This is a genomic window from Psychromarinibacter halotolerans (assembly GCF_029168315.1).
Taxonomy (GTDB): Bacteria; Pseudomonadota; Alphaproteobacteria; order Rhodobacterales; family Rhodobacteraceae; genus Psychromarinibacter; species Psychromarinibacter halotolerans.
Window position 1 is genome coordinate 355,305 of the sequence record NZ_JARGYD010000003.1, and the last position, 14,766, is coordinate 370,070.

A 14,766-nucleotide genomic window follows, 5' to 3' on the forward strand; every position below is an offset into this window, starting at 1 on the left:
GCTCACCCTCACGGCAGCGCCCTGATCAGAACGTCCGCGCCTTCGGCGCGATCTTCTTCAGGCTGATGCCGCCTTCTTCCTCGGTCGACAGCGGATCGATGATGACCGGACGATAGCTTAGGTCCACCTTGTTGCCGTCGACACGGCTGACGGTGTGGACGCGCCACTTGTCGTCGTCGCGCTCGGGGAAATCCTCGTGCGCGTGGGCACCACGGCTTTCCTCGCGCGCTTCGGCGCCCACGATGGTGGCCAGCGCGTTCGGCATCAGGTTGGTCAGTTCCAGCGTTTCCATCAGGTCGCTGTTCCAGACCAGCGAACGGTCTGTGACCTTCAGGTCGTCCAGCTTGGCCGCGATGGCGGTCATCTTCTCGACGCCGTCCTTCAGCGAGTCGCTGGCGCGGAACACTGCCGCGTCGGCCTGCATGGTGCGCTGCATCTCGTCGCGCAGGTCTGCCGTCGGGGTGCCGCCGTTGGCGTTGCGCACCGCATCAAAGCGGTCGAACGCCTTGTCGATGGCGGCCTTGGACGCGGTCGGGACGGCGGTGTCGGGATCGACCACCTTGCCGGCGCGGATCGCGGCGGCGCGGCCAAAGACCACGAGGTCGATCAGCGAGTTCGAACCAAGGCGGTTCGCGCCGTGCACCGAGGCACAGCCGGCCTCGCCCACGGCCATCAGGCCCGGAACGATCGCGGTCGGATCCTCGGCGGTCGGGTTCAGAACCTCGCCCCAATAGTTCGTCGGAACGCCGCCCATGTTATAGTGCACGGTCGGCAGAACCGGGATCGGTTCCTTGGTCACGTCGACACCAGCGAAGATCTTCGCCGATTCAGAGATGCCCGGCAGACGCTCCGCCAGCGCCTCGGCCGGCAGGTGCGACAGGTTCAGGTGGATGTGGTCGCCGTGTTCGCCCACACCGCGGCCTTCGCGGATCTCCATCGTCATCGAGCGGCTGACATAGTCGCGCGGCGCAAGGTCCTTGTACTGGGGCGCGTACCGCTCCATGAACCGTTCGCCTTCGGAGTTGGTCAGATAACCACCCTCGCCGCGGGCGCCCTCGGTGATCAGGCAGCCCGAGCCGTAGATGCCGGTCGGGTGGAACTGAACGAATTCCATGTCCTGCAGCGCAAGGCCCGCACGGGCCACCATACCGCCGCCGTCACCCGTGCAGGTGTGCGCCGAGGTGGCCGAGAAGTAGGCGCGACCGTAACCGCCGGTGGCCAGCACCACGGTCTTCGCGTTGAAGACGTGCATCGTGCCGTCGTCCAGCTTCCACGCCAGAACACCGCGACAGGCGCCGTCCTCGGACATCAGAAGGTCGATGGCGAAGTATTCGATGTAGAACTCGGCCTGTTGCTTCAGCGACTGGCCGTACAGCGTGTGTAGAATCGCGTGGCCGGTCCGGTCGGCGGCGGCGCAGGTGCGCTGAACCGCGGGGCCTTCACCGAATTCGGTGGTGTGGCCGCCGAACGGACGCTGGTAGATCTTGCCTTCCTCGGTCCGCGAGAATGGCACACCGTAGTGCTCCAACTCGTACACGGCCTTGGGCGCCTCACGCGCAAGGTATTCCATTGCGTCGGTGTCGCCCAGCCAGTCCGACCCCTTCACGGTGTCGTACATGTGCCATTGCCAGCTGTCGGGGCCCATGTTGCCAAGCGAGGCAGCGATGCCCCCCTGCGCGGCAACGGTGTGGGACCGGGTCGGGAACACCTTGGTGACGCAGGCGGTCCGCAGGCCCTGCTCGGCCATGCCAAGCGTGGCGCGCAGGCCGGAGCCACCGGCCCCGATCACCACGACGTCATAGTCATGCGTCTCGTAGTCGTAAGCGGCCATTGGATGCTCCTTAAAGTGCGAGCTTGGCCAGCGCGAAGAGACCGGCGGCCATGAGGAAGTAGGAAACTGTGATCACACCGATCACCAGCAGTTTGCGCGTGGAGCCGTGGGTGTAATCTTCGACCATCATCGTGAAGCCGCTGACGAAGTGCCGCAGCCCGACGACAAGAACGAGGCCGGTGATGATGGCGGGGAACGGGCGGGCAAAGGTCGCGACAACCTCTTCATAGCTGCCGCCAAGGGCGCGCCCGAAGATGAAGATGAAGATCGGCACCAGTAGGGCCAGCCCGGCCCCGGACACGGTCATGTACCAGTGATGTTCAGTGCCGTGATGTGCGGCGCCTTTGCCTTCGGCGCGCTTGCGGGCGGTCAGGTAACGCATGAACGCCTCCGTCAGACGATGATGATGGTCAGCACGGTCAGCACGACCGAGCCGATGATGCAGGCCCAGCCCAGCTTTTCCGCCGTTTCGACTTCGAGGCCGTGGCCCGCGTCGAAAAGGAAGTGCCGCAGGCCGGCAAGATAGTGGTACCACATGCCCAGCGCGGACAGGGTGAAGACAAGATCGCCGAACCAAGAGGTCATGAACCCGTTCGCGGTGGCGAAGTAATCCGGCCCGGTCGCTGCGGCCACAAGCCACCAGACGATCAGGAAGGCGGCGACGATCAGGGCGTTTCCGGTGATCCGGGTCAGCAGCGAGCTGACCGACGTCATCTGGAGGCGATAGTATTGCCCCAACATGAATGGAGAAAGCGGCCGTTCCACAGGTTTCTCTGGCATGTCGGCTCCTTTGCGTGGCAGTGGCTGACCTCCCATAGCGTATATTTTCGGGCCAAGTCACGCAGGAATGCTGCGCAGGCACGGTGGAAAATTGCCGCATTTTCAGTTTTCCCACCCGTTGTGATCACAGAAATCAAACGTGTGATCACATTACGGGCGCTAACGGCGATCCGTCCCCGAATCCCGGCCCGCAACGTCCTCAGCGGTTGGGCGCAAGGTCGTGAAGGTAACGCGCGAACTCGGTGCACATGATGATTTCGCGGGTCTTGCCGTCGTAGAAGGCATTGGCGGTGCCGCAATCCTCGACCCGCACCAGCACACGTTTCGGCAGCGACATCTCGGCGTTCATTTCGTCGATCACCTGCTGCATCACGGCGGCGGTGAAACGGCCGTATTCGTCGACGCGGTGGTCGGTCAGGAACCGGATCGATTTACCCGGCCCGTTCTCGTACAGTTGCTTAATCACCTCGCCCCAGCTTTCGCGCGCCTGTTCGTACTCGTCCCGGCAGGTCGCCTGCCGCGGTTCGGGCAGCTCAAGGTCCCGCGCAACCGCGCGCCGTTGACCCGGCTTTGCCCCGTAGAACAGGCAGACGAAGGTATAATAGCGTTGCAGATCAGGGCCGTGCACATCCCAATAGGCGGGCTCGGCGCCGGTCCTCACCTTCGCTTCGCCCAGAAAACCGCGCGCGGTGTGGTACGCCATCTCGACCGCAAGGTCGTTGTCGAACAGCGCGTCGATCAGGAACACCGAAAGCACGTCGGCGGCGTCTTCCTCTTGCCCGAAGATCGGCAGCTTCATCACGTCGATCAGCGCATGGCCAAGCTCGTGGTAGAAGATCGCGCGCAGGTTCGCGTCAAGATAGTCTTGGCGTTCGTGCCGCAGGCGGGCCGCGTCGGCGGGCACCGCGAGACAAAGGGCAATAAGCAAGGCAATGACTTGTTTCATGCCGCGGATTAAAGGCCCCGCACAGACGTTCGGTCAAGACCCGAGGAGGGCTTTGGAACAGGTCCGGGCAAGTTGTGGCGAGACCACGTCGGCCAACGCCCCAAGCGGTGCAAGGCGCCGCCCGATCAGAGCGGCATCAGCGCCCAATAGTCGAGATCCAGAAGAACGTCGGGCAGGTACTTACCGGCATCGTCCTTCAGAACGCCAGCTTCCCCCTTGGTAGCGACCAGCCTCAAACGGATCGCGCCGACGCCCGGCGCCGAAGTCGGCGCCTTGTCCAGCACCTCTGACCAGGCCCGCACCGTATCGCCAGCAAAACAGGGGTTCGCATGCGCCCCCGCGTTCAGCCCCGCGATCACCTGCGCGTTGGCCAGCCCGTTGAATGACAGCGCCCGCGCCATAGAGATGACGTGGCCGCCATAGATCAGCCGCCGTCCATCAGGCCGGTGTGTCGCGTCGAAATGGACCTTGGCCGTGTTCTGCCACAGGCGGGTGGCCATCATGTGCTCGGCTTCCTCGATCGTGACGCCGTCGACGTGGTCGATGATCTCTCCGACCTCGTAGTCGCCCCACCGGTAAGGCTCTCCGGCCAGTTCGAAATCATAGCCGGTGAAGTCCAGCCCGTCCGGGATCACCAGCGCCGAAGGGTCGACGGCCGGCGCAAGGTCCGGGATCACGGTCTCTGGCGCCGGGGCCGAAAGATCGCCTTTCCGCACCATCACCCAGCGGACATATTCCAGCACCGGCACGTCATCCTGGTTCAGGCCACGCGTGCGAACCCAGACGACACCGGATTTTCCATTAGAGTTCTGCTTAACCCCGATCACCTCGGATTCGGCCCGCAATGTGTCGCCCGGCCAGACGGGGTGAAGCCAGCGGCCCTCGGCATAGCCAAGGTTCGCGACGGCGTTCAGCGACACGTCCGGCACGGTCTTACCGAACACGACGTGGAATGCCGCAAGGTCGTCCAGCGGCGACGCCGGAAGCCCGCAGGCCCGCGCGAAGGCGTCGGACGACATCAGCGCATGACGCGCGGGATACAGCGCGTGGTACAAGGCGCGTTCGCCCGTGGTCACCGTGCGCGGAACGGCATGGCGGATCAGCTGTCCGGGGGCATAGTCCTCGAAGAACCGTCCGGCCGCCGTCTTCGTCATCAGAGCTGACCTAGCTTCATGTCGGGATCGTACACCACGCCGTCGACGTCCTTCGTGACGGCTTGGGCACAGCGCATCTTCCCGGTTTCCGCATCGAACGCATAGGCGGGCGACCCGTGCAGTTCCCACCCCTTGGACAGGGCCAGCGTCACCTTGTGGCAGAAGGCCGAAGTGTCTTCCTCGGTCAGCAGTCGGTAGGCTTTCATGTCAGTCTCACTTCGGAATTACATCGGGAACGGAGGATAGCCGAGCCACGTATGGATCGCCGCGATCACCGCGAACACCACCAGCGTGATCAGGCCCAGCCGCACGTCTCCGGCGATGCTGCCGCCCTGCCAAGACGTCCGAAGGGGTTCCGCACGGTTGATGACGACGATCTCGACCACGGCCCAGACGCCGAGCAGGCCGAACAGCAGAACCGAGGACAGGTCGCCGTTCACCAGAAGGTGGGCAAAGGACCATGTTAGCACGCCAAGCAGCATCGGATGGCGCATCTTGGCCCGCAGGCGGCTTTTCGAATGCCCGACACCCAGCAGCCCGACGGCGATAAGCATCAGCAAGTTGTTCAGATGGCGCCCCCAAGACGGCGGGTCATAGACGGGGACCCACTCGCTCCACCGGAAGCCCAGCACCATCAGCACCACCGACACCAGCAGGACCAGCGCGAAGACGCCCTTCGCGCCCGACCCCATCTGGTTGTCCATCGCGGCGCGGCGCGCCGGGGCAAGGCGCTTGAACAGGTGAGCGGCCCACCAAAGGAAGATTCCGACAAGCAGCAGGATCATTGCGCAAGCTCCAGTGCGGTAATTGCCGCCGCGCGGGCCAGCGTGGCGCGGGCCGTTGCGACGTGAAGGTTCTCGACGATGCGGCCGTCCAGAACGGCAACGCCCTGCCCCTCGGCCTCGGCGGATTCGAACGCCTCGATCTGGCGGCGGGCAAGGTCGACCTCGTCCTCGGACGGCGCGAAGGTCGCGTTCGCAACGGCCAGCTGCGCCGGGTGGATCAGCGACTTGCCGTCGAAGCCCATGTCGCGCCCCTGTTCGCATTCCGCGCGCAGGCCGTCCTCGTCCTTGAAGGCATTATAGACGCCATCGACGCAGACCACCCCGTGCGCCCGCGCCGCCAGAAGGGCGATCTGCAGGCTGGTGATCAGCGGAAGGCGGTCGGCGCGGAACCGGCAGTTCAACTCTTTGGCCAGATCGTTAGTGCCCATCACCATGCCCGTCAGGCGGGGATGCGCGGCGATCTCTTCGGCGTGCAGGATGCCTGCGGGCGTTTCGATCATCGCCCACAGGTCGACGCCGGGCGCCAGATCCGCCACCGCATCAAGATCGGCGGCACGACCAACCTTGGGCAGCAGGATCGCGTCCGGTTTGGCCTTTGCGGCCATCGCGATATCTTCGCGCCCCCAATCGGTGTCCAGCCCGTTGACGCGGACGATCCGCGCGCGTGCGCCATAGCCGCCCTCCGCCAGCGCGGCGGCCAGCGTGGCGCGGGCGTTCGTCTTCTCATCGGCGGCCACGGCGTCCTCGAGATCGAAGATGATGGCGTCGGCGGGAAGCGAGCGGACCTTGTCCAGCGCGCGGTCCTTCGAGCCGGGGATATACAGGACGGATCGATAGGGCCGTACGTCTTCCGTCATGATTCTCGCTCTCCTCTCGCTATGCTCGGGAAACGAACACGAGCCGTTGCGCGAGGCAAGGATTGTTTTGCCGCAGCGCAGAATCTTGATCGTTATCAGCGTCTTGCGATTTTGAAGCGTTTGACGGCCGGACCGTTAACCATTTTTTGGCCAGTTCGCACGACCTTGAGATCACGCCGCTCGTCGGGGGAAGGGCCGTGAAGACGGTCTCCGGTAGAATGCGGAAACGACGTCCGGCGTGTATCGGATCGAAGGTGCGACCGCCCGCCGCGTGGCAGGCCAGGACGGATGCGCCTGACAGAAAAAGGGAAAGACAGAATGAAACGCTCGTTTCTCGCCCTCTCTCTTGGTGTCGGTGCCTGTGTCCTTTTCGCGGATCAGGCGATCGGCCAGGGCCGCAATTGCGCGGATCGCGAAACCGTCGTCGACCGCCTTGCCGAAGGCTACGGCGAAAGCCGGCAGTCGATGGGAATGGGGGCCAACAACTCGGTGATCGAGATTTTCGCCTCGATCGAGACCGGCACATGGACGATCACGGTCACCTTGCCGAACGGTCAGACCTGCCTTGTGGCATCCGGCCAGTCCTTCGAACGTCTGGACGAAGAACTGACGCCCGCAGGCATTCGCCTGTAACGCCGGCGCGGGGCGCCCGACCGGGCCCCGGATCAGGTCAGCGCGTCCCAGATCAGCTTTAGCCCCGCGCAGGTCAGAAACACATAGGTCAGGGCGAAGAACAGTCGCCCCGACACCCGCCGGTGCATCCAGACGCCCAGCCAGACCCCGGCAAAGGCGAGCGGCGCCAGCAGCAGATCCGCCAGCAGCGTCTGGCGCGTGAAGATTCCCAGCCCTGCATAGGGTGGGAACTTCAGCAGGTTCACCAGCCAGAACACGAGAACCGTCGTGGCCTGAAATTCCGTTTTCGTCAGCGGGCGCGACAACAGGTAGACCGCCGCCGGCGGTCCGCCGGCATGGCTGACGAAACTGGTGAAACCCGCCACACCGCCCGCAAGCATTCCGGCACGGTCGGACAAAGGCCGTGACGGACGCAGCAGGCCCATCGCGCTTGCACCGCGAAACGCCACAAAGCCCAACGACACGGCCCCGATCAGCAGGCGTATCGCGTCGGCGTCGGCGACCCGCCACAGCACCACGCCAAGCGCGACGCCCGGCACAGATCCGATCAGCAACGCCCGCGCCGAGGGCCAGTGCCACTGGCGCCAGTACGGGCGCAGCGCGCCGACATCCATCAGCATCAGCAGCGGCAGCATCAGGCCCAGCGCCTGCCCCGGTTCCAGAATCAGCGCCAGAAGCGGCGTCGCGGCGAAGGCCGCGCCTGAACCGAAACCGCCTTTCGATACCCCGGCGAACAGCACCGCGGGCACCGCGACCGCGAAGAATGCCGGATCCAGCTGCATTTGCCTCTCCCGATCAGTTTTCTGTTGCACGACATACACTTGTAACGGTTCGAGGCCGTTCGTACCCCATGGTATGCCATGTATCGCGATTTGCGCGCCCACCCGGCGCGGCTTGCACCGCAGCATGGGAAAGACTAGGCATCGCGTGGAAAATCAACTGGACCGGAGACAGGATCAAATGGCCAGACCGAAAATTGCCCTGATCGGGGCGGGACAGATCGGTGGTACGCTCGCCCACCTGGCGGCAATGAAGGAACTGGGCGACGTCGTCCTGTTCGACATCGCCGAGGGCGTTCCGGAAGGCAAGGCGCTGGACATCGCCGAATCCGGCCCGTCGGAAGGCTTCGACGCCAGCCTGAAGGGCACGCAGGACTACGCCGACATCGCCGGCGCCGACGTCTGCATCGTGACCGCCGGTGTCCCGCGCAAGCCGGGCATGAGCCGCGACGACCTGCTGGGCATCAACCTGAAGGTCATGAAGTCGGTCGGTGAAGGCATCAAGGCGCACGCTCCGGATGCGTTCGTGATCTGCATCACCAACCCGCTCGACGCGATGGTCTGGGCCCTGCAGCAGTTCTCGGGCCTGCCCGCGAACAAGGTCTGCGGCATGGCCGGCGTGCTGGACTCGGCCCGCTTCCGCCACTTCCTGTCGCTGGAATTCGGCGTGTCGATGAAAGACGTCACCGCGTTCGTCCTTGGCGGCCACGGCGACACGATGGTCCCGTCGGTGCGTTACTCGACCGTCGGCGGCATCCCCCTTCCCGATCTCGTGGAAATGGGCTGGACCACCCAGGACAAGCTGGACGCCATCCTGCAGCGCACCCGTGACGGTGGCGCCGAGATCGTCGGCCTGCTGAAAACCGGCTCGGCGTTCTACGCCCCGGCCACCAGCGCCATCGAGATGGCCGAGGCCTACCTCAAGGACCAGAAGCGTCTTCTGCCCTGCGCCGCGTATTGCGACGGCGAACTGGGCGTGAAGGGCATGTACGTGGGCGTGCCCACGATCATCGGCGCCGGCGGGATCGAGAAGGTCGTGGACATCAAGCTCAACAAGGAAGAGCAGACAATGTTCGACAAATCGGTCGACGCCGTCAAAGGTCTGGTCGAGGCCTGCAAGGGCATCGACGACAGCCTGTCCTGATCTACGGGTCACACGAACCGGTCGGGACACCCCGGCCGGTCCGGAAATCCCCCGTTGAATGCGCGCCCCTGGGCGCGCATTTTCGTTTCAGGGTCCCGCCGTCGGACCCGGACGCACGGGGGGAGACCGATGTTCCGTTACAGCCTTGCCATCCTGATCTGCACCGCCCTGCCCGCTTGGGCACAGGCGCCCGACATCACCGACCGCCTGCGCGACGAAGGGATCGCCCCGACCGAGGCCTATCTTGCCGCCTTGCCCGACCCTGACCCGACCGAACGGTTCGCCCTTGGCGGGGTCAGGTTCCTGCGCGCGATCGAGGTCACGCTTCAGACACGCTGGCGCATGGGCTTCAACGCCGCGCGCACAGAACTGCCGGTGCTGAGATTGCCGGTGCCGCCGAACCTTTCGCCCGAACCGTTCGATCCCGCCGCGATCACCGCGCTGTTCACGCAGATGCTGCCGGACATGGATGCCGCCCGCGCACCGCTTTTGACGATCGGGGACGACGACGCCGTCTCGCTGCCGATCCGGCTGGACGAGATGTGGTTCGACATCAACATGAACGGAACCCGCGACGAGGGCGAGGGTCTGGTCAATGTCGCCGGGCTTGCCCTGACCGGGCGCGGGATGGACGCCGACCGCCTACCGCCCCTGGTGTTCGACACGTCCGACGCCGCGTGGCTGGCGGCTTACACGCACCTTCTGGCCGCCTTCTCGGAACTGGTGCTGGCCTTCGATCCGACCGAACAGATCGCCCGCATCGCGGCCTCCTCGCAGGAGATGAACGCACTGGCGGCCGACACGCCGTATGTCAACGCGATGGACATGCAGTTCGGGCAACAGGTCGACCGGATCGCCGCGATCTACCTGTCCCTGCGCCAGCCGCCCGACGCTGAACACACCCGCGCCGCCCGCGAGCACCTGTTGCAGATGATCGCGCAGAACCGCGTGTTCTGGTCCCGTGTCGCCGCCGAAACGGACAACAACGGCGAATGGATTCCCAACGACCTGCAGCAGCAGGGCCTTGGGCTAGAGGTGCCCGCCGGAACCGGGGCGCGCTGGCTGGCGGTGCTGGACGACGCCGAGAAACTGCTGAACGGAGAGGTTCTGATCCCCTACTGGCGACTTCGCCAGGGCGCCGGTCTGAACCTGCAATCCATGTTCGAAGACCCGATCCCGGTCGACATTGCCGAATGGGTTCACGGGGTCGGCCTGATGCGCTATGCCGAGGAAGGACAGCGCCTAGCGCGCGACAATTGGCTGGATTTCACGCGGCTTGCCCGCGGTGACACGATGATGTTCGTCGTGTTCCTGAACTGACCCCGCCTTCCGGATCGCATTGATTCTCTCAACAGGACAAGGTTTTTGCCGTTTGTGATCACACGATTTCCGCGTGTGATCACAAATCCGGGAAAATGGCGGACGTTCGCGCAATCAGGCGTAAAACCTGTTTAAGCCTGTCGGTGTATCGTGGCATGGAATTCGCGACATAACGATCCCCGACTTCACGAGCGAGGAAAAGCTTCATGAACATCCACGAATACCAGGCGAAGGCGCTTCTGCGCGAGTACGGCTGCCCCGTTTCGGACGGTCGCGTCGTCCTGAACGCCGCCGACGCCAAGACCGCAGCTGGCGAACTCGACGGTCCGCTCTGGGTGGTCAAGGCGCAGATCCACGCCGGCGGCCGCGGCAAGGGCTCGTTCAAAGAGGCCGAGGCCGGCGAAAAAGGCGGCGTCCGCCTTGCGAAGTCGGTCGAAGAGGCCGCTGACGAAGCCAAGAAGATGCTGGGCAAGACGCTGGTCACGCACCAGACCGGCCCGGCGGGCAAGCAGGTCAACCGCATCTACATCGAAGACGGTTCCGACATCGAACGCGAACTGTACCTCGCGCTTCTGGTGGACCGCCAGACCAGCCGCGTGTCCTTCGTCTGCTCGACCGAGGGCGGCATGGACATCGAAGAGGTCGCCGCGTCGACCCCCGAGAAGATCCTGTCGTTCAGCGTCGACCCGGCCACCGGCTACCAGCCGTTCCACGGCCGCCGCGTCGCGTTCTCGCTGGGCCTTGAAGGGCCGGCGCAGAAACAGTGCGTCAAGCTGATGGGTCAGCTCTATAAAGCCTTCGTCGAGAAGGACATGGAGATGCTGGAAATCAACCCGCTGATCCTGATGCCGGGCGGTAACCTGAAAGTTCTGGACGCCAAGCTGGGCTTCGACGGCAACGCCATGTACCGGCAGGCCGACGTCGCCAACCTGCGCGACGAAACGGAAGAGGACCCCAAGGAACTGGCGGCCTCCAAGTACGACCTGAACTACATCGCGCTGGACGGCGAGATTGGCTGCATGGTCAACGGCGCCGGTCTTGCGATGGCGACGATGGACATCATCAAGCTGTACGGCGCGGAACCGGCCAACTTCCTTGACGTCGGCGGCGGCGCCACGAAGGAAAAGGTGACCGAGGCGTTCAAGATCATCACGTCCGACAAGAACGTGAAGGGTATCCTTGTGAACATCTTCGGCGGCATCATGCGCTGCGACGTCATCGCCGAGGGCGTGATCGCCGCGGTGAAGGAAGTCGGCCTTGAGGTTCCGCTGGTCGTGCGTCTCGAAGGCACGAACGTCGACAAGGGCAAAGAGATCATCGCGAACTCTGGCCTGAACGTGATCGCGGCGGACGACCTGAAGGACGGCGCCGAAAAGATCGTGAAGGCCGTCAAGGGCTGACCGTGATCGGGGTCGGCTTTCATAAGCTTCTGGACGCCGCCGCGGAACCCGCGGCGGCCCTGGCGTGTTCTTCGTCAAACGGAGTGCACTGCCATGACATTGAAGATGCCGACCCTACCCAAAACCATCCCGGTCTCCGAGCCGACGACGAAGCGCATCCTGCCGCTGGCGATCGGCGCGGGGTTGCTGGCCGCCGGGGCCTATCTGTGGCGCACCAAGCCGCAGGCTTTGAACATCCCCGACCCGATGCCGATGGACGACGCAAGGCAGTCGAACGCCCTGCAGCGCGCCGTGCGGAAGTCGCGGAACGGGGTCAGCCTTGTCGCGCCGGACAATCTTGGCGTTTCGGTCGGACGGTCGATGGTGATCGCCGGAACCGCGCTGATGGTTACCCGTCTGCTGGACGAACTGTCCGGGCCGCATCGCTAGGGCTGGTCTTGCTGGCGGCGGCCACCACCGGCGCCGCCGCGCAGGGCAAGTCCGGACAAACCGGCGCCGCGCCGTCCGTGTCTGAGGCCCCCGCGCCGGAACCTGCCCCGACCGAGCTAATGCGCATGGCGACCGAGATCTGCCTGCGCAACTATCGCTCTGCCGCGGAGATTCCGGCCGCGCTGGAAGCGGCGGGATTCACGCTGGTGCCCGGGATGGACGAAGGCGTCAGCGAAGTAACCGGCCCCCGCATTTTCGGTTGGGTCGACCCGAGCCAGAATTATTGCTCTTTCCAGTCGACGGACGTGCCGCTGGCCGACGCGATCGCGATGGGAAGCGCCCTTGCAGGCACCCTTTTTCCCGACATGGTCCAAGAAGGTCATCCCGAACGCGGGCTATCGTCTCCGTGCGACGGGCTTTCCATTTTCGCCCCACAATCGCTGATCTGGGTCCACTATGCCGCCGCCGGAAACTCTGGCGAGTGCAACGTGGACGGCACCAGCGCAATCATTTTGAACTTGTAGGGATTATGAAGATGCGTATTGCCACTTCCACACTGATTGCATCGCTTTCACTGTCGCTTGCCACTCCCGCCCTGCCGCAAAGCTTCGAGCAGGCGGTCGAGGACAACATGCGTCTTGGCCTGCGCCTGTGCCTGCTGGACGCGCCTGGCCACGAGGCCTGGGCGCAGGCGTTTCGCAACGCCGGCTTCGCCGAGCAGGTCGAACGCAGCAGCGTGAACAGCGACACGACCCACACGTTCACGGGTCCCGCCGACACCGTCAGCATCGAGCTGTACTACGGTGAGATGCCTGAATTCTGTTCGCCGTCCAGCACCCACCTTGGCGTGGCCGGCGCGAACGCGATCCTCGATGCCGTCGTTCCGGCCCGCTATCCGGGCTACGTCCGCTTCGTCACTACGGGTCCCGTCGACCCGGCCACCGGCCAGCCGGTCGAGTGTGTCCGGTACGAGGACCCCACCAATCCGATCGGTCATGTCGTGGGCGTCATCTCGCTCGACGGCGAGGCCGGCTGCGTCGCAAACGGCACCAGCCGTTTCTACAGTTCTTACCGCGTGTAAAGGAAAAAGGGACAGACATGGCAGTCCTCGTAGACGAAAACACCAAGGTCATCTGTCAGGGCTTCACCGGCTCGCAGGGGACCTTCCACTCGGAACAGGCGATCGCCTACGGCACCAAGATGGTCGGCGGCGTGACCCCCGGCAAGGGCGGCCAGACGCACCTGGATCTGCCGGTGTTCAACTCGTGCCACGAGGCGGTGCACCAGACCGGCGCGAACGCGACCGTGATCTACGTTCCGCCCCCGTTCGCGGCCGACTCGATCCTTGAAGCGATCGACGCGGAAATCCCGCTGATCGTCTGCATCACCGAAGGCATCCCGGTGCTGGACATGATGAAGGTGAAGCGCGCGCTGGTGAACTCCAACTCGACCCTGATCGGCCCGAACTGCCCGGGTGTCATCACCCCGGACGCGTGCAAGATCGGCATCATGCCCGGCCACATCCACCGTCGCGGTTCGGTCGGCGTCGTGTCTCGTTCGGGCACCCTGACCTACGAAGCCGTCAAGCAGACTTCGGACGTCGGCCTTGGCCAGTCCACCTGCGTCGGCATCGGCGGTGACCCGATCAAGGGGACCGAGCATATCGACGTGCTGGAATGGTTCCTTGCCGATGACGAGACCGAGTCGATCATCATGATCGGCGAGATCGGCGGCACCGCCGAAGAAGAAGCCGCGCAGTTCCTTGCGGACGAAAAGAAAAAAGGCCGCTGGAAGCCGACCGCCGGTTTCATCGCCGGCCGCACCGCGCCTCCGGGCCGCCGCATGGGCCACGCCGGTGCCATCGTTTCGGGCGGTCAGGGCGACGCGGAATCGAAGATCGAGGCGATGAAGTCCGCCGGGATCGTCGTGGCCGACAGCCCCGCGCAGCTCGGCGAAGCCGTGCTGAAGGCGATCGGCTAACACCGATGCCGGGCCGTGCCCCATATCGCGCAAACAACGCGGCAACCCGATCGGGCTGCCGCGTTACGGCGTTTTGCACGGTAACGGTTTTGGCCCATCCAGCGGGAGACCGGTCATGAGCTTCACCGACGCCATCAAGACCTGCTTTCGCAAATACGCGACCTTCTCGGGCCGCGCGCGCCGGCCCGAATACTGGTGGTTCGCGCTGTTCCTGTTCATTGGCAGCGTCGTTCTTGGCTTCATCGACGGCGCGCTGTTCGGCACGGTTGAAGTCGAACGCGCCCCGGGTGTCTACGATGTCGAGGTGCGGTCGGTTCTGGGCCGGATCTTCGCGCTGGCAACCCTGATCCCCGCGCTGGCCGTCGGCTGGCGCCGGATGCACGACACGGGCCGATCCGGGCTGTACCTGCTGTATCCGCTGATCGTGATGGTCGGCATCACCACCTTCCTCGGGTTCGCCTACGGCTTCCGTCCGCTGTTCAGCGGTGAATTCGGCGCGCTCATCGGCGGCGGCGTCGGGCTGATCGCGCTGCTTGCCGCGCTGGTCCTTTTCATCTCTCCGCTGCTGGTGCTGTGGTGGCTCACGCGCCCCACGCAGCCGCATCAGAACCAATGGGGGCCTGTGCCTCCGAAGGGGGCGCGATGACCTGCGCCGCCTCACTTTTCCGGCACGTCCGCCACGGAAGCCGGTGCGGTTTCGTTAACCTCCGTTACGTTACCAACCTACA

General features: G+C 64.6%; 18 protein-coding genes. 9 read left to right on the forward strand and 9 right to left on the reverse strand.

The annotated features are described in order from the left end of the window. Nucleotides 1-25: 25 nt before the first annotated feature. The 8 genes from sdhA to P1K30_RS10315 form a co-directional block, all read right to left on the reverse strand. Nucleotides 26-1,831 carry a succinate dehydrogenase flavoprotein subunit gene (gene sdhA, locus P1K30_RS10280; RefSeq protein ID WP_275632635.1) on the reverse strand — a complete coding sequence of 602 codons (1,806 nt, stop codon included), beginning with the start codon at nt 1,829-1,831 and terminating at the stop codon, nt 26-28. Between the two features lie 10 nt (nt 1,832-1,841). Further along, entirely contained in the window at nt 1,842-2,213 is a 372-nt protein-coding gene (gene sdhD, locus P1K30_RS10285; RefSeq protein WP_275632636.1) for a succinate dehydrogenase, hydrophobic membrane anchor protein, read from the reverse strand. Nucleotides 2,214-2,224: 11 nt separating this feature from the next. Beyond that, complete coding sequence (sdhC, locus tag P1K30_RS10290; RefSeq protein ID WP_275632637.1) at nt 2,225-2,611, reverse strand: succinate dehydrogenase, cytochrome b556 subunit; 387 nt, start codon at nt 2,609-2,611, stop codon at nt 2,225-2,227. A gap of 199 nt (nt 2,612-2,810) precedes the next feature. Next, a complete protein-coding gene (locus P1K30_RS10295) occupies nt 2,811-3,539 on the reverse strand; it encodes a DUF4344 domain-containing metallopeptidase (protein ID WP_275632638.1) in 729 nt (242 codons plus the stop codon). Nucleotides 3,540-3,682: 143 nt separating this feature from the next. Beyond that, the gene (locus tag P1K30_RS10300; protein ID WP_275632639.1) at nt 3,683-4,711 is read right to left on the reverse strand and encodes a MaoC family dehydratase; all 1,029 of its coding nucleotides are present in this window, start codon (nt 4,709-4,711) and stop codon (nt 3,683-3,685) included. Next, nucleotides 4,711-4,917 carry a DUF1737 domain-containing protein gene (locus P1K30_RS10305; protein WP_275632640.1) on the reverse strand — a complete coding sequence of 69 codons (207 nt, stop codon included), beginning with the start codon at nt 4,915-4,917 and terminating at the stop codon, nt 4,711-4,713. The genes P1K30_RS10300 and P1K30_RS10305 overlap by 1 nt, the downstream gene beginning before the upstream one ends. Nucleotides 4,918-4,935: 18 nt before the next feature. After that, nucleotides 4,936-5,496 (reverse strand): NnrU family protein, encoded by a 561-nt coding sequence (locus tag P1K30_RS10310; protein ID WP_275632641.1) that lies wholly within the window; start codon nt 5,494-5,496, stop codon nt 4,936-4,938. After that, on the reverse strand, nt 5,493-6,353 hold the full coding sequence (locus tag P1K30_RS10315) for an HpcH/HpaI aldolase/citrate lyase family protein (protein ID WP_275632642.1): 861 nt from the start codon (nt 6,351-6,353) through the stop codon (nt 5,493-5,495). The genes P1K30_RS10310 and P1K30_RS10315 overlap by 4 nt, the downstream gene beginning before the upstream one ends. A gap of 318 nt (nt 6,354-6,671) precedes the next feature. Here P1K30_RS10315 and P1K30_RS10320 point away from each other — a divergent pair, with 318 nt between their 5' ends. Continuing rightward, on the forward strand, nt 6,672-6,986 hold the full coding sequence (locus P1K30_RS10320) for a hypothetical protein (RefSeq protein WP_275632643.1): 315 nt from the start codon (nt 6,672-6,674) through the stop codon (nt 6,984-6,986). 32 nt (nt 6,987-7,018) lie between these two features. Here the strand turns inward: P1K30_RS10320 and P1K30_RS10325 are convergent, their stop codons facing one another. After that, nucleotides 7,019-7,768 carry a sulfite exporter TauE/SafE family protein gene (locus P1K30_RS10325; protein WP_275632644.1) on the reverse strand — a complete coding sequence of 250 codons (750 nt, stop codon included), beginning with the start codon at nt 7,766-7,768 and terminating at the stop codon, nt 7,019-7,021. Between the two features lie 178 nt (nt 7,769-7,946). Between P1K30_RS10325 and mdh the strand changes: the two genes are divergently transcribed. From mdh to P1K30_RS10365, 8 genes are all read left to right on the forward strand, one after another. After that, nucleotides 7,947-8,909 (forward strand): malate dehydrogenase, encoded by a 963-nt coding sequence (gene mdh / locus P1K30_RS10330; RefSeq protein ID WP_275632645.1) that lies wholly within the window; start codon nt 7,947-7,949, stop codon nt 8,907-8,909. A 129-nt stretch (nt 8,910-9,038) separates the two neighbouring features. Next, a complete protein-coding gene (locus P1K30_RS10335; protein WP_275632646.1) occupies nt 9,039-10,229 on the forward strand; it encodes a hypothetical protein in 1,191 nt (396 codons plus the stop codon). Nucleotides 10,230-10,435: 206 nt separating this feature from the next. Beyond that, nucleotides 10,436-11,629: an ADP-forming succinate--CoA ligase subunit beta gene (gene sucC, locus P1K30_RS10340; RefSeq protein WP_275632647.1), complete on the forward strand. Its 1,194-nt coding sequence runs from the start codon at nt 10,436-10,438 to the stop codon at nt 11,627-11,629. Between the two features lie 105 nt (nt 11,630-11,734). Next, the gene (locus P1K30_RS10345) at nt 11,735-12,058 is read left to right on the forward strand and encodes a hypothetical protein (protein WP_275632648.1); all 324 of its coding nucleotides are present in this window, start codon (nt 11,735-11,737) and stop codon (nt 12,056-12,058) included. A 125-nt stretch (nt 12,059-12,183) separates the two neighbouring features. Continuing rightward, a complete protein-coding gene (locus tag P1K30_RS10350; protein WP_275632649.1) occupies nt 12,184-12,582 on the forward strand; it encodes a hypothetical protein in 399 nt (132 codons plus the stop codon). A gap of 11 nt (nt 12,583-12,593) precedes the next feature. Then, on the forward strand, nt 12,594-13,139 hold the full coding sequence (locus tag P1K30_RS10355) for a hypothetical protein (protein WP_275632650.1): 546 nt from the start codon (nt 12,594-12,596) through the stop codon (nt 13,137-13,139). 17 nt (nt 13,140-13,156) lie between these two features. Further along, nucleotides 13,157-14,038: a succinate--CoA ligase subunit alpha gene (sucD, locus tag P1K30_RS10360; protein WP_275632651.1), complete on the forward strand. Its 882-nt coding sequence runs from the start codon at nt 13,157-13,159 to the stop codon at nt 14,036-14,038. Between the two features lie 115 nt (nt 14,039-14,153). Next, on the forward strand, nt 14,154-14,684 hold the full coding sequence (locus P1K30_RS10365; RefSeq protein ID WP_275632652.1) for a DUF805 domain-containing protein: 531 nt from the start codon (nt 14,154-14,156) through the stop codon (nt 14,682-14,684). The last annotated feature ends 82 nt before the right edge of the window (nt 14,685-14,766 follow it).

Excerpts from the sequence above, each read along its gene's own strand:
- sdhA (WP_275632635.1), bottom strand. The coding sequence starts at position 1,831 with ATGGCCGCTTACGACTACGAGACGCATGACTATGACGTCGTGGTGATC.
- sdhD (WP_275632636.1), bottom strand. The coding sequence starts at position 2,213 with ATGCGTTACCTGACCGCCCGCAAGCGCGCCGAAGGCAAAGGCGCCGCA.
- sdhC (WP_275632637.1), bottom strand. The coding sequence starts at position 2,611 with ATGCCAGAGAAACCTGTGGAACGGCCGCTTTCTCCATTCATGTTGGGG.
- P1K30_RS10300 (WP_275632639.1), bottom strand. The coding sequence starts at position 4,711 with ATGACGAAGACGGCGGCCGGACGGTTCTTCGAGGACTATGCCCCCGGA.
- P1K30_RS10305 (WP_275632640.1), bottom strand. The coding sequence starts at position 4,917 with ATGAAAGCCTACCGACTGCTGACCGAGGAAGACACTTCGGCCTTCTGC.
- P1K30_RS10310 (WP_275632641.1), bottom strand. The coding sequence starts at position 5,496 with ATGATCCTGCTGCTTGTCGGAATCTTCCTTTGGTGGGCCGCTCACCTG.
- P1K30_RS10315 (WP_275632642.1), bottom strand. The coding sequence starts at position 6,353 with ATGACGGAAGACGTACGGCCCTATCGATCCGTCCTGTATATCCCCGGC.
- P1K30_RS10320 (WP_275632643.1), top strand. The coding sequence starts at position 6,672 with ATGAAACGCTCGTTTCTCGCCCTCTCTCTTGGTGTCGGTGCCTGTGTC.
- P1K30_RS10325 (WP_275632644.1), bottom strand. The coding sequence starts at position 7,768 with ATGCAGCTGGATCCGGCATTCTTCGCGGTCGCGGTGCCCGCGGTGCTG.
- mdh (WP_275632645.1), top strand. The coding sequence starts at position 7,947 with ATGGCCAGACCGAAAATTGCCCTGATCGGGGCGGGACAGATCGGTGGT.
- P1K30_RS10335 (WP_275632646.1), top strand. The coding sequence starts at position 9,039 with ATGTTCCGTTACAGCCTTGCCATCCTGATCTGCACCGCCCTGCCCGCT.
- sucC (WP_275632647.1), top strand. The coding sequence starts at position 10,436 with ATGAACATCCACGAATACCAGGCGAAGGCGCTTCTGCGCGAGTACGGC.
- P1K30_RS10345 (WP_275632648.1), top strand. The coding sequence starts at position 11,735 with ATGCCGACCCTACCCAAAACCATCCCGGTCTCCGAGCCGACGACGAAG.
- P1K30_RS10350 (WP_275632649.1), top strand. The coding sequence starts at position 12,184 with ATGGCGACCGAGATCTGCCTGCGCAACTATCGCTCTGCCGCGGAGATT.
- P1K30_RS10355 (WP_275632650.1), top strand. The coding sequence starts at position 12,594 with ATGCGTATTGCCACTTCCACACTGATTGCATCGCTTTCACTGTCGCTT.
- sucD (WP_275632651.1), top strand. The coding sequence starts at position 13,157 with ATGGCAGTCCTCGTAGACGAAAACACCAAGGTCATCTGTCAGGGCTTC.
- P1K30_RS10365 (WP_275632652.1), top strand. The coding sequence starts at position 14,154 with ATGAGCTTCACCGACGCCATCAAGACCTGCTTTCGCAAATACGCGACC.